The sequence below is a fragment of the Eudoraea sp. genome (genome assembly GCF_049665975.1).
Classification (GTDB): domain Bacteria; phylum Bacteroidota; class Bacteroidia; order Flavobacteriales; family Flavobacteriaceae; genus Eudoraea.
Genome location: NZ_JBATGR010000126.1, coordinates 1 through 14,289 on the forward strand (window position 1 = coordinate 1; position 14,289 = coordinate 14,289).

14 protein-coding genes are annotated in these 14,289 nt (G+C 38.3%); 13 read left to right on the top strand and 1 reads right to left on the bottom strand.

Annotated elements, in window-relative coordinates; all coding sequences use genetic code 11:
* The 12 genes from WBN20_RS05015 to WBN20_RS05070 all read left to right on the top strand — a co-directional run.
* Positions 1-1,636 (top strand): tetratricopeptide repeat protein (locus WBN20_RS05015; protein WP_424280928.1); only part of this gene is annotated, 1,636 nt, incomplete at its 5' end.
* Positions 1,633-2,820: a hypothetical protein gene (locus WBN20_RS05020; protein ID WP_424280929.1), complete on the top strand. Its 1,188-nt coding sequence runs from the start codon at positions 1,633-1,635 to the stop codon at positions 2,818-2,820. The genes WBN20_RS05015 and WBN20_RS05020, both read left to right, overlap by 4 nt.
* Positions 2,821-2,937: 117 nt before the next feature.
* The gene (locus WBN20_RS05025; RefSeq protein ID WP_424280930.1) at positions 2,938-3,492 is read left to right on the top strand and encodes an RNA polymerase sigma factor; all 555 of its coding nucleotides are present in this window, start codon (positions 2,938-2,940) and stop codon (positions 3,490-3,492) included.
* A complete protein-coding gene (locus WBN20_RS05030) occupies positions 3,489-3,884 on the top strand; it encodes a hypothetical protein (protein WP_424280931.1) in 396 nt (131 codons plus the stop codon). Before WBN20_RS05025 ends, WBN20_RS05030 begins: the two co-directional genes overlap by 4 nt.
* 44 nt (positions 3,885-3,928) lie before the next feature.
* Positions 3,929-4,795 carry a helix-turn-helix domain-containing protein gene (locus tag WBN20_RS05035; RefSeq protein WP_424280932.1) on the top strand — a complete coding sequence of 289 codons (867 nt, stop codon included), beginning with the start codon at positions 3,929-3,931 and terminating at the stop codon, positions 4,793-4,795.
* 90 nt (positions 4,796-4,885) lie between these two features.
* On the top strand, positions 4,886-5,404 hold the full coding sequence (locus WBN20_RS05040; protein WP_424280933.1) for a DUF1772 domain-containing protein: 519 nt from the start codon (positions 4,886-4,888) through the stop codon (positions 5,402-5,404).
* 25 nt (positions 5,405-5,429) lie between these two features.
* On the top strand, positions 5,430-6,275 hold the full coding sequence (locus tag WBN20_RS05045; RefSeq protein ID WP_424280934.1) for an NAD(P)H-binding protein: 846 nt from the start codon (positions 5,430-5,432) through the stop codon (positions 6,273-6,275).
* Positions 6,276-6,328: 53 nt separating this feature from the next.
* On the top strand, positions 6,329-6,709 hold the full coding sequence (locus WBN20_RS05050; protein WP_424280935.1) for a DUF5367 family protein: 381 nt from the start codon (positions 6,329-6,331) through the stop codon (positions 6,707-6,709).
* 103 nt (positions 6,710-6,812) lie between these two features.
* Complete coding sequence (locus WBN20_RS05055) at positions 6,813-8,459, top strand: tetratricopeptide repeat protein (RefSeq protein ID WP_424280936.1); 1,647 nt, start codon at positions 6,813-6,815, stop codon at positions 8,457-8,459.
* Between the two features lie 63 nt (positions 8,460-8,522).
* A complete protein-coding gene (locus tag WBN20_RS05060) occupies positions 8,523-9,467 on the top strand; it encodes an aldo/keto reductase (RefSeq protein WP_424280937.1) in 945 nt (314 codons plus the stop codon).
* Positions 9,468-9,616: 149 nt separating this feature from the next.
* Entirely contained in the window at positions 9,617-10,684 is a 1,068-nt protein-coding gene (locus WBN20_RS05065) for an SMP-30/gluconolactonase/LRE family protein (protein ID WP_424280938.1), read from the top strand.
* 180 nt (positions 10,685-10,864) lie between these two features.
* Positions 10,865-11,056, top strand: coding sequence for a cold-shock protein (locus WBN20_RS05070; RefSeq protein WP_424273212.1), 192 nt, complete (start codon positions 10,865-10,867; stop codon positions 11,054-11,056).
* Between the two features lie 134 nt (positions 11,057-11,190).
* Here the strand turns inward: WBN20_RS05070 and WBN20_RS05075 are convergent, their stop codons facing one another.
* Positions 11,191-13,386 (bottom strand): amino acid permease, encoded by a 2,196-nt coding sequence (locus WBN20_RS05075; RefSeq protein ID WP_424280939.1) that lies wholly within the window; start codon positions 13,384-13,386, stop codon positions 11,191-11,193.
* A gap of 233 nt (positions 13,387-13,619) precedes the next feature.
* On the opposite strand from WBN20_RS05075, the gene WBN20_RS05080 reads away from it, so the two are divergent.
* A partial coding sequence (locus WBN20_RS05080) for a carboxypeptidase-like regulatory domain-containing protein (protein ID WP_424280940.1) occupies positions 13,620-14,289 on the top strand: 670 nt, incomplete at its 3' end.

Consider the following 14,289-nt stretch of genomic DNA (forward strand, 5'->3'; position numbering starts at 1 on the left):
ATTAGTTGCATTTCTGGTTGCCAAAAATAACCTGGATGAGGGACTGGCAGAAATTGCAACGCTCGTTTTGGTGTTTTTAATAACGGGCTATTTGATATTTGTTTTATTAAGGGGTAAACGGGTTGCACTCATTTTAACTCTGGTGGGGAATTTATTGATTGGCATTGCTACAATAGCATACTACTCCATAAATCCGTTGACTTTTGATCCGAGTGTCCTGAGATTGGTGAATTTAGACTGGGGGACCCAAAACAAAGATTCCCAAAATTCTGTTGTACTACTACCGACTTCCAATTATATAAGTGAAGAAAAAAAATATGAAATTGCTGGTATACATGATGGTTTAATAAATGAAATTGGGAAACGAGGATCTGTTCGTGTAATCTCAAAGACTTCATCTTTACCCTACTCAAATACAACCAAGTCTTTAAAGACCATTGCACAAGAACTCAATGTAGAGATGCTTGTTGAATCTTCTGTAAGCACAAAAGACACCATCACAGAACTGACAGTTAAACTCATAAATCCGTTTCCTGTAGAAAAAACAATATGGCTAAATACCTATAGTGTTTCCATTCCCCAAATTTCTCAATTATATAATGAGGTTGCTACCAGCCTCATCTCGAAAATTAATGATGTAAATCTTCCTGCTAATCAAATAAACAAAACCCCCTCCACAATAATAAATTCTGAAGCCTGGGAATATTATCAATTAGCTGCTTATTTTGTGGGCAATATGACCAGAAATGGATTTGATAAGGCGGAAGAGTATTTGAACAAATCAATTGAGATAGATTCCACTTTCTCATCAGCGTATAGCGGATTGTCATTTACATGGATGTCTAAAAAACAAATGGGTTTGATATCTCCAAAAGATGCGAATTCAAACATAAGGAAATACGCTGCTCAGGCCATGCAACTAGACAACACCAACGATGTAGCATGGGCCGCGCAGGCCGGCATTGCTGTATGGACTGACTATGACATGGAGCTTGGGGAAAAATCTTTTCAAAAAAGTATTGCCTTAAATCCAAATGCATCCATGACCAGAGCTGCTTATGCACATCTGCTGATGATCCTAAACCGCTGGGACGAAGCCTGGGAACAAATGAATTATGCCCTTGAAATTGATCCTCTAAACCCTATGGTTATTGCATTTAGCGGTGCCATGTACCTGATGGAAGGAAAAATGCTAAGTGCAACCAAGAAATTTGAAACCATTACTGCAATGGTTCCAGACCATAAAATGGCAAATAACTGGTTACTTCAGAAATACACCAGGACTTTTCAACACAAAAAAGCATTAATTGAATTGAAAAAATTTATTGAAGTTGACAAATTCAGTGGCTTAGAGGTGTCATTAGACGAGAAAGTTAAACAAAGTGGATTTAATGCTGCCTTGAGATATGCAGCAGATGCTTTGGCAGAACAAAGTAAGATAAAATTTATCCCGGCAGGAAAAATAAACTTACTGTATTCCTTATTGGGGGATACGGAAGGTAGAATTTTTTGGCTTGAAAAAATGTATGAACAAAATAGTGGCGACCTTCCTTATTTGGCTATCAGAAATGATGATCCTATTCAGCAAGATCCCCGATACATAGCGGTCAAGAGAAAAATAGGGCTTTGGCAATGAGATTCATTTTCTACTTATTTATAGTAGGAGTCGTTTACCAGCTAAACGCGCAGCAGGCCTTTGAAGCAGGTAAACTAACAGACTCCATCCCAGTAGCCAACACCACCAATGAGACTTTTGCACTTTACCTGCCCACATCCTTTGTGACCTCCCAGGCGTCTCCTATACTTTTTATTTTCGAACCTGCAGGCCGGGGAAGGCTCGGCGTGGAAACTTTTATAGAGGCTTCCGAGACTTATGGTCATATTTTGGTATGCTCCAATAACTCAAGAAATGGGCCTTATGACCGGAATTTTAATATTGCCGCCAACTTGTTCGACCATGTTTTTTCGAGCTTTGAAATCGATGAAAATCAGATGATTTTGGCTGGTTTTTCAGGTGGGTCGCGCTTAGCCTGGGCTATTGCTTTGGCAGCGGGGAACATAGCTGGTGTACTAGCCTGCGGAGCTGGAATTTCGGAGATCCAACAGCCCATTCTCCAAAGACAGGAATTCTCCTATGTGGGGATTTGTGGGAACAGGGACATGAATTACCGGGAAATGCAGGACCTAAATACCTATATGTCTAAGGTAACCTATGATCATACGCTATTTACGTTTGACGGCGGTCATATTTGGCCACCTCCGGAAGAAATTACAAAGGCCTTTGACTGGCTGGCACTGCAGTTACATAAAAAAGGGAATGCATCAATGACGGATGATGATTTGTATAAAAGCTATAAGCACAATTATAAAAATGCACAAAAATCTGAAGCCGATGGCCATATACTAAATGCAGTAGAAAACTATGAGCGGGTCTTAAGTACTTATGACTCTATTTTTACCCTGGATACCGTTTCTGTTCACCTTAATCGCCTTAAAAAAGAAAATTCCTATAAAAAGGCATTCAAAGACAGAACTTTGGCTTTTGAAAAAGAAAAGCAATGGGCCAACACCTTTTATGAGCGCTTTTCGGCAGACTATAATCAGCCTGAAAAAGCGGATTTGGACTGGTGGGAGAAAAAAATTAGGCAATTGAATGATAAATACGCCAATACCAACACTGAGTTTCAACATATGCTGGAACGGATTCAATTTAACCTATATGCGATGGCCTTTTCAAGAAATAACCCTAATCTATATCAATCCACTGAGGCGCAAAGGAACTTTTGTAGCGCGCTTGGTAAACTGGTTTATTCTGATTAAAATTCAATTTTCACTTACTTAGCCTTCATTTTATTTTCGAAATCATACTTTTAAAATGCAATAGATTTTAATTGCTTCGTCTCTATAAGTGAGGAGCTTTTATAATAGCACTCTGGTATGGCTAAAAGCACAGAAAATAATAATAATCTGAACCAATTTTTTAATGCTGAGTACCAAGCACTTAAAAATTATGTGAGATCTAAAATTGATGATTCGGCAGACAGGGATGCAGAGGATATCCTTCAGGATGTGGCTTTAAATCTATTTTCCAGGGAAGATCATCTTACTCCGATAAACAATATCGCAGGATTTGTGTACCGATCCATACGCAATAAAATTATAGACATCATGCGAGCTAAAAAGGTAAGACTGGACCTGGACGACTCTTTTGAAAAGAATTTAGCAGAATTAGCTGAATTGTTTTATGGTAATTCCGCGTATGCCAATGATGATGAGCTAAAATTACAATTAAAGACTGCCATCCTCAGCTTAAAACAAGATTATAAGGAGGTTATACTGGCTATCGACTTTGAAAATCACAGCTATGCTCAGTTGTCCTTGGAGACAGGAATTCCTCAGGGAACCCTAATGTCAAGGCGTCACAGGGCACTCTCCTTACTATATAAAGAATTAGAAAAAAGTGGATTAACAAGTAAAAATGAAAAAGAATGACAAATTCAAACACACAAAGCAAAAAGGCAAAAAAGGTTGTCAAGGTAATATTTTGGGTAATTTTCGGGGCGATCGCCATGGCGGCTTTCGCACTTTTATTTGGCTACGCAGTAATGCTATTGTGGAATTGGCTAATGCCGTCCCTTTTCGGTCTGGGAACCATTGGATTCTGGCAAGCGGTAGGTATATTGGTCCTCGCAAAACTTCTTTTTGGTGGCTTCGGTACAAATAAATTTGGAGGCAGGTCTGGAAGAATGAAGTCGCGTTTTAAAGAAAGGTGCCGTGAAAAAGGATTATCTAAATGGCAACATTATGACAAATTCTGGCAGGAAGAAGGCAAAGCGGCCTATGAAACTTATAAGGATCGTCTTGGCCAGGAGAGCCAACAGTAGTGCTATAGTTATGAAGCGCTTATTGTAGTATCTTAGTATTTAGTATGACTAGAGATTTCCTGAATATAAACGACTTTTTAGTTCTTTTGGAATATGCCGATTCTAACAAGGAGACTATTGATAAATGCAGTTTTGATGAAGATGTTATAGCCTTTGCTTTTTATGGTTCAGGTAACGTAGATCTGAATGTAAAATACGGTGTCCTGCAAAAGAGCTATAGCAATACCATGGGGCTGGCCATGTCATTTTTTGCAAATAAGAATGTAGATTTTATCCACACCATTTCAGAATCTAAAAAATTATATTGTGTAGTCATCCTTTACAGTTTAAAAAATTTAAAACAATTACCTGAAGAAGAACGTGAAATCTATACAGAATGCGTAAATGAACTTATTAACCCCACCAGTGATTATGTAGAGGGTCCCACTTTTTTTATGGACCATAACATGCAAAATGCGGTTGATAAAATTTTCACCAATACCTACAAAGGGGCCGCGAGATCGCTGTTTTTGAAAAGTCAGGTTACAGAATTACTGTCTCATTTCTTTGCAAAAGTTTCAACTATGGAAAAGGATAATAACACCTCTATAAAAGATACCGAGCGCGAAAAGTTGTATCAGGCCCGGGAAATACTCGCCAAAAACATGGAGACCCCACCATCTATATCAGAACTGTCAAGGCTCATTGGACTCAATGATTTTAAGCTCAAAAAGAATTTTAAAGAGCTTTTTGGTTTTCCTGTTTACAAATACCTACAAAATGAGCGTCTTATAAAAGCCCATGAGATATTAAGCTCAAAGGATGTTACCATACAGGAGGCAGCATGGTCTGTTGGTTATGAAAGCCTGAGTTCTTTTTCCAATGCGTTTATCAAAAAATATGGCTTTCGGCCCAGCGAGGTAAAGTCATAATCCTTTTGGAACAAATTTCAATCCTTTTCAAACAAATAAGTAATAAGTTATAGCTGCAAATTTGCATTGTAATCTTTAAACAATGCGACTATGACTTCTATAAATTTCGATGCACACACCATAGTATTATTACTGGCAACGCTTTTAACCGGACTTACCACAGGTCTTTGTTTTACCTGGAACAACGCGGTTACTCCCGGTATTGGTCAATTGGTTGATATGGGCTATTTACGGTCGTTTCAGGAGATGAACAGGGCCATTATTAACCCCACATTCATGATCGTTTTTTTCGGTCCGGTTTTCTTACACATCGCAAACATCTTTTTATTCAGGACCTCGTCAAGCACTATTATATGGATGCTTGTTGCATCAGCTGTCCTGTATATTATTGGGGTTGGTTTTGTCACTATTTTCGGAAATGTACCCCTTAATGAGTTATTGGATAAAACAGATTTAATGCAGGCCAGTTCCGGAGAATTAGAACTGCTACGGGACAAGTTTGAAATTAAATGGAACAGACTGCACTTTATCAGAACTATTAGTTCAATACTATCATTCTTGCTGCTAATACTAATCTGTCTTAGCAGAAACAACACTATAAACACATAATCTATAAATCTTAAAAATAAATATCATGACAAAAAAACAAAACATTTTAGTATTGGGCGGCAAAGGAAAAACAGGCAGTCGGGTAGCAAGCAGATTAGTAGCAAAAGGACAAGCCGTTCGTATCGGATCCCGTAGTGAAACACCTTCTTTTGATTGGGAGGACTCAGCTACCTGGGCTGGCGCTCTGGAAGGAATGGATAGTGTGTATATTACATTTCAACCAGATTTAGCTGTACCCGGTGCGCGAGAAGCCATTAAAGGTTTTACTCTCCGGGCGGTGAAGTCTGGTGTTCAAAAAGTGGTGCTCCTATCGGGAAAAGGGGAGAAAGAAGCAGAAAAATGTGAAGAAATAGTAAAGAATTCCGGCCTGGACTGGACCATCGTTAGAGCCAGTTGGTTTAATCAGAACTTTAGCGAGAGTTTCTTTCTTGATCCTATACTTGCCGGCCATGTGGCTTTGCCAAAAAATGAAGCAAAGGTCCCTTATGTAGATGCAAATGACATCGCAGATGTTGTTGTTGAAGCGCTGCTAAATGAAGAACATAATGGGAAGACCTATGAACTTACAGGGCCGCGTACACTAACTTTTTCAGATGTGGTCAAAGAAATTTCTACTGCCACGGAGAAAGACATCCAATTTACTTCCATAAGCATGGAAGAATACAATGCAATGATGAAGGAATTTCAATTGCCTGACAGCTACCTATGGTTAATCAACTATTTATTTGAAGAAGTTTTGGTAGAAAGTAATTCAGTAATTACCAATGATATTGAAAAAGTGTTGGGAAGAAAACCTATAGATTTTAGCCGGTATGCCAACAAAGTTGCCCAGTCTGGTGTGTGGGATGGAATAGAGGTAGAGCAACTATAAAATAATCACTTCGCATTTTAGATCATCAATGCAAACCTAATGACATAATTACAATGGAAATTAAAAGAGCAATCATTTCAGCCGCAATCATATGGATTATTGGTGTTACAGCCTATATCTTATCCTATTTTGTAGTAATCATGGATAATCCCGAATTGCAGGGGAATCTGGTTCTAATTATTACTTTGGTACCAAGCACATTCCTTGGTATAAAGTATTACTATAAAAACGGAACGCATACTAATGGTTTTAAATTAGGGGTTTTCATGTTTTTAGTTACGTTTTGTTTAGATGCTTTAATAACCGTACCCTTATTTATTATACCGGCTGGTGGAAATCATCTTACTTTTTTTACCGACCCCTGGTTTTGGCTTATTGGATTGGAGTACATTCTGTTAGTAGGAATCTATGCCACTTTTAGGTTAAAATACTAGATTAGCCTATTAGTTAGTAATTTTAATGTAACATTTTAGAGAAAATGTTGTCCTATAAAGAGCATGCCATGCTCTTTAGGCCTAACTTCTAACTCATTCTAATATGAAAAATTTATTTCTCTTAGCTGCCATACTAATGTTTTGGCAAGTATCCGCCCAGCAGAAAATCACAAGTTCACAATGGCAGGAAGACTTGCGTTTCCTGCAGAATACAGTCCATAAGGATTATCCATTCCTTTTTAAAAAGACCACCGCAACTAAATTTGATACGGCTGTAGAGGAATTTTATACGGCTATTCCTCAAATGCAGGATCATGAAGTGCTTGTGGGTTTTACCAAAATAATAGGGATGTTTAAATACGGACATACCAGGGTAAGTTTTTCCGAAGGCCCTGTACCATATCAACAACTACCTCTCTATACCCACAATTATAAGGATGGGGTTTATATACATGGGGCACATAAAACGTATGAAGCTTTAGTAGGGGCAAAAATTTTGGAGGTAGAAGGGAAGCCCATCGCAGAGGTTTTAGAGGCTATTTATCCTGTAGTTCCTGTTGAAAATGAGCAATTTTTTAAAGCCTATGGCGGCATTTATTTGGTAATTCCTGAAGTGTTGCATGCACAGGGCATTACGGAAACATTAAAAAACAAGATTACCTTTAAACTGGAGAAGGAGGGCAAAACCTTTACTACAGTAGTAACTGCCGGAGAACCAAAACACGGACACCTTGCCTATGGCGAAGTAAAACCGGATTCAGATTGGGTAGGGGCAAGGGACCAGTCAGAAAGTCCCTATTATCTTAAAAACCTGGAGAAAATCTATTATTTTGAATACCTGCCCAATGAGAAGGCTGTTTATGTGCGGCATAGCCAGATACAGGATGACCCCAGCGAGAATATCCCGGCATTTTATAAACGCCTGTTCGAATTTATAGACAACAATGAGGTAGAGAAATTAGTTTTGGACGTACGTCTAAATGGCGGTGGCAATAATTATAAGAATAAACCCATAGTAACAGGCATCATAGAGCATAAAAAGATTAATCAGATTGGGAAATTCTTCGTTATAATAGGTCGCCGAACTTTTTCCGCCTGCCAGAATTTAGTGAATGAACTGGATAATTATACCAATGCCATTTTTGTAGGAGAGCCCACTGGAGAAAATATCAATTTCTATGGCGACAATCGCCGTGTAGAACTACCCAATTCCAAGCTGCCTGTTTATCTCTCCTTCGCCTGGTGGCAGGATAAGCCTCAATGGGAGAATGCAGATTATACGGTGCCTCATTTGGCTGTAGAACCCACCTTTGCAGAATACAGTGCCAACGAAGATCCGGTTCTGGAGACCGCCCTCAATTTTTCTGCAGATAATTTTATCATAGATCCAATGGGTTATCTTACCCGGCTCTTTATGGATGAAAAATATGAGCTGTTGGCTACAGAAGCCCAACGCCTGGTAAAGGACCCGGCTTATAAGTTTTTTAATTTTGAAGCTGAATTTAATAAGGCAGGTTATCAAATGCTGGGATCGGGGCAATTTGAAGGGGCTCTGTATGTCTTTGAAATGAATACCAAGCTTTTCCCGGAATCTGCTAATGCCTGGGATAGCCTGGCTGAGGGTTATTGGAAATCCGGAGACCTGGTGAAGGCTAAAGAATATTATAATAAGGCTATTAGCTTAAACCCAAAAGGGGCTACCGGCGATAACGCAAGGAGGATGTTGATTGAAATGGAGAAAGGACATTAAGTCGATGCTGTAGTAGAAAGGTGATTCATTTTTTAGAGAACATACAAATTTTATAGATAATATATGCAGTTAGGATTAGGAACTGCCGCTTTAGGACGGCCGCAATATATTAACCTGCGCCAGGAGGCACCTAAAAAACAAAATTTAGAAATTTTTAAAGCACAAGGTTTTTCGGTTCTGGAAGAAGCCTACAAACTTGGTATTCGCTATTTTGATACGGCTCCGGGTTATGGTTTAGCAGAACAGTTGGTATTAGAATGGTTACGAACTAAAAATGATCCTAGCATACAAATTGCTACAAAATGGGGATATACCTATGTAGCTAATTTTAATGCAAATGCTGCAGTTCATGAAATAAAAGAACACAGCTTAGAGAAATTAAAGGAACAATGGCAAGTTTCAAAAGCATTTATCCCTCATTTGAGAGTCTATCAAATACATTCAGCTACACTGGAAACAGGAATATTAGATAATGAGGCGGTGCTAGATCAGTTAGCACTTTTAAAAGAAGAATATAAGTTGGAAATTGGTATAACAACAACAGGGGCAAATCAGTTGGAGGTTATTAAAAAGGCACTGGATGTCACCATAGGAGGCGTACCCTTATTCGATGCGTTTCAGGTTACTTACAATATGCTGGATCAAAGTTTGGGCGAAATTTCCAGGGAAGTCGTGCAGCAAGAGAAAAAAATAATTATTAAAGAAGCCCTGGCAAATGGGAGGCTTTTTAGAAATAAAGCCTATAGGCATTATAAGGACCTATATCATGAACTCGAAGGTTTGGCTAACAAATATATGGTGGGTGTAGACGCCATTGCATTGCGCTTTTGTGGGCAGAAGCTTCCTTCAAGCATCCTATTGAGTGGCGCTAGTAATTCTGTTCAGTTAAAGGAAAATTTAAAACTTAATACTTTCTGTCTTACAGAAGAAGAGATACAAGTACTGACTGCATTCAAGATAGATCCAATTACGTACTGGGAAGAACGTAAGCAATTGAAATGGAATTAAACTGCCTTCAATAATACAGCTTAGACATAATGCTTGATGTTAGTCACAATAAATTGTAAGGATATAAACGATTCCTGAGCTAGCACTTAACATTGAAGGTCAGCTATTCTAAATTCTTATTATCTTTATCAATATCTAACCTATTAAGTATGAAACTATCCATTTTCGTTTTATTCCTTTTTGCTTTTACTCTTATTTGTTGTAATACGCCTAAGACAAAAGATGAGATTAGCCATACACAAGAATCCATAAAACCCCTACCATATTTCACTTTTCAAAATGAGAATTTGTTTCCGGGAGATGGAAGTTTACTTCGGGCTGAAGACGGTGTTTATTTGGAGGATGGACGTATTGTAGTTGTGGATCAGGCAAAAGGTCTCCGGTTAATAGAAAAAGATGGTTCCAATCGGCCATTTGGTGATTTCGAAGCCGCGGGTTTTGTACATCTGCCGCCGGAACGAGTAGCAGCACCCAATGGTGTTGTATTGGAACACGATGGAAAACATATATTAATGTCAGATGTGGCAGACGGAAAGATTTATCGGGTAAATGTGGCCACAGAAAAAGTGGAAATGATCTATGATCATCCTTATGGTGTTAATACAATCTACAGAGATAAAACGGGAGCCTTGTGGTTCTCCCAATCTACAGAGAGCACTAATGTGGAAGAAATGTTTCGTGATGTAAATATACCTGTACCCCATGGAGCTGTTTTCAGAATGGCAGACTTAAAAAGCGCACCTGTTAAAATTGCCGACAGTCTGTATTTTGCAAATGGTATCACCATGGATAAGGATGAAAAGCACCTTTTTGTTTCAGAAACCATGATGGATAGGGTACATGGATTTGAAGTAGATATTAATAGTGGTTTGGCCAAATATACGGGAGTGGCTGCCAATGTAGGATCTCCGGATAATATACTAATTGATCAGGAAGGTCGTTTAATCGTTGCTTCTCCTCTTTATAATCAAGTAGTTGCTGTAGATTTTAAGAATCATTCTCAGCATGTAATCTTTGATGGTTCCTCTAATGAAAATTTAAAGATTACAAACGAATATAATCGAAGAAGTCATTTGGGAATGGAGAGGCTAGAATTACTTTCAGCAGATCTATTTTTTCCGCTGCCCGGTTTACTTACAGGAATGTTCTTTTCTAATGACGGTAACACTCTTTATATAACAAACCTGGGAAATGATCTTTTGAAATATGACTATTAAAAAAAAGCGTCTGGAATCACTAAACCAGTAAAAAACACTAAATAAAGTAGAAATAAGCGGTTTTAACAGAGAAATAATGGTTAAAACTATAATTTTATCCACGAAACTGTTGGATTTTAAATTAATGGTACCATCTTTGCAAGATAAAAAGTATTATAAATACAATTAAATTAAATTACAATGAGTAAAGGAACAGTAAAATTCTTCAATGACGCCAAAGGTTTTGGATTTATCACTGAAGAAGGTGTAGAAAAGGATCATTTTGTACACATCTCCGGATTAATAGACGAAATTCGCGAAGGCGATGAAGTTACTTTTGATCTACAGGAAGGAAAAAAAGGATTAAATGCAGTAAACGTAAAAGTTGTTTAACATATACGCTTATACTTTAACACAAAAGCCCATCAAAAATTTGATGGGCTTTTTTTATTCTCCAAATATGGGCTAAATTCCGTCTAAATAATTTCTTCTCTAATTAGAAAAGAGATTAAAGTTAAACTCAGTTTTTAAATTACTTCAGTATTCGCCTCGCCAAGATCTAATTCAAGTTCATTAAAATTATTAGCAGCTTTTACCAATAGGGTAGTACCTATGGTTTCGAACAATTGATTGGTTCTTATAACAAATTCGGCCTGTTTTTCAATTTTATAATTCGGAATACCTACCAAAGTCAGATCAGTAGAGGCAGATTGCTCTTCAATGATATTATAGAATGGCTTTTGTTCTACGGCATTGTTAATGATTATAATTTCAACATTCACCCTTAAATCTTCAACAAGTTTGGTAATTTTCGAATGTATTATAGTACTATCCACATTGTTGTTATTAACAAACAACACTCTGATATTGGTATTGTTCCATTTAGGGGAGGCAATTATAAATCGTGCGATATTAAGCATCATCTCGGCATTCTTGCTATCTGTTTCCCTCCACCAAAGATCTACGGTTCCATAATTACCAAATTTGGTTTTTCTATCAAAATCCAAATACAATAAGTTATAATCCAGATACAACAAGGTCTCGGTCATTTTGGCATATTCACCAGAATTTTCCAAACCTTTGGGCCATCCCATCATTATGGTATTTGGTTCAACCCCCGAAAACCCAAAAACTGTGGCAATATTCGTAATACCGTTATAGATGTTATCTACTTTTACTTGCCTTCCAAAAATACCAAGTTCCGTATAAGACTCATTTCGCACAATTTGCTCTGTTTTTTTTAAAGGTGTATCATCTCTGGAAGCAACGATGAGCTTAAAGTTAGTTACGATGCCAGTACGCCCCGAAACTGTTTTACATAACTCCAATAAATAGGATTGATGATCACTTTTTCCACTGAAGAGAATAATATTTGGGTTCCAATTGGAATTTTCATCCACCTGGGCATCTATCTTTTTTAATCCTTTGTTTACCACATTTTCCCAAACGCTTCGCCATACGTCATTTGATTGCAGCTTTACTTCCTTTCGTTGCAGGCCAAAATAGAGACCACCAATTACCGCCAAAGCCACAAACATGGCAATCATATCTAACTTGAACATAACCCCAAAACACGCAATAAAACCAAGCAGGCCGATCCAGCGCTTAATTTTAAAACTTGGCTGAAAATCAGGGTTCGCCCAGCTTTCCAGGAAATAGGAAATATTGATGAAACCGTAAGCAGTCAGATAGAACATGGAGACCACCCGCGCAATTACGTCCAATTCCCCTATAAGAATACCGGCCTCGGCAATAATAAATACCATTAATAAGGCATTCACCGGTTCATTGTTAACTCCTTTTCCTTTTCCAAATATTTTAGGGGTCACCTTATCAATAGACATGGCCTGCAAAATCCTTGGACCTCCAAGAATGCCACCTAAGGCCGAAGACAAGGTTGCTCCCCAAATTCCTGCAACAACGGCTGGTGCAAATATGGCAATCCTCATTAAAATGTTATAATCTGTTTTCAAGACATCGGAATTGATGGTAAATGCCATAAAAAAAGCAAGCCCAAGATAAACTAAAAGTCCAACAGCAATAGCCGATAACGTACCTAAGGGTATTGATCTTTTGGGGTCCTTTAAATCCCCGCTCATAGCTATGCCAGCGGTAAAACCTGTAACCGCCGGAAAAAATATTGCAAAGACTACCTCAAGAGGAACAGCGCCTTCGGTTGAAAAGAGGGGTACTGATTCAGGTGCAAATTCTGATGACCCTAAAAAGATAGCAACCAGCGAAATAACAATGGCGACCAGGATAAAATATTGTGCTTTTAGAGCCAAAGAGGTACTTATTAATGCAAGTACGGTTAATGCTAACAATGCTATGGTTCCTGTTAATCTGAAATCATTGACCGTCATGCCAAATCCAAAATACGCATTAAAACTTTCTGAAAAACCCAGTAAATAGAGTGCAATAGAAAAAGCGGTACCTACATATAAGGCTATTCCGATTGAGCCTCCAATAGGAATTCCCATACTCCGAGATAGCACATAATAGATGCCACCGGCTCCAATCTTTTTATCAGTTGCTACTGAAGATACGCTTAACCCCGTGGTGACTGCAATTACATGGGCTATTATGATAATTACAATGGCACCTAACAGACCAGCATTACCAACTACCCAGCCCAAACGCATGTACATAATAACCCCTAAAATGGTAAGTATGGAAGGGGTAAATACTCCCGCAAAAGTGCCAAATTTCTTCTTTTCTGCCATGCGTTACGGTTGGTTACTTGTGATGGTTCACAAAAGACTGGTAATATAGCCAATATTTTTGAGTCAAATACAGCCATATGGATGTTAGCATGATCTCTGCTTAAAAATTCTGTCTATGACATGGTTACGCCATCAATCTTATTCTGACCACAAGGTTTTAACAGATTTTTATAAGGCAGTACGATTATTTAGTGGTTATTTTGTTTGATTATATTTGATTTAATTTAAACAATATGAGCTTTAAATTGGGAAGGTTAATACTATTTACCATCATCGCACTCGTTTCAGAGGGCCTTTATTCACAGGTTACCGCCACAGTTTATGGTAAAGTGTTGGATGAACTCGAGGCTCCATTGTTTGGGGCTTCTGTTTTCTTAGAGGGCACCCAGCTGGGAGCTCAGACCGATTTTGATGGCACTTACGAAATAAAAGCGGTGCCGCCGGGGTCCTATAATCTTATTGTTACTTATCTGGGTTACAAATCCCAGACAAAATACAATATCATTGTACGTTCGAAGGGAACCCCGGCCTATAATTTTATACTTGAAGTAGAAACTGAACAACTTAAGGAAGTAGTAGTGTCTAATGCCAACACTATTAGCAGACCAAAAGAAACGCCTTTGTCCACACAAACCCTTTCCGCGTTAGAAATTGCCACTTATCCCGGAAGTAATAATGATGTAGTGCAGGTAGCACAAACTTTACCAGGGGTATCACCTTCTATTGGCGGATTTCGAAACGATCTCATAATACGAGGTGGCGCGCCAAATGAATCGGTATATTATTTAGACGGGATGGAAATTCCAAATATCAACCATTTTAGTACGCAGGGGAGTGCAGGAGGCCCAGTAGGCTTAATTAATGTATCATTCATAGATAATGTTACCTTATCTACATCCGCCT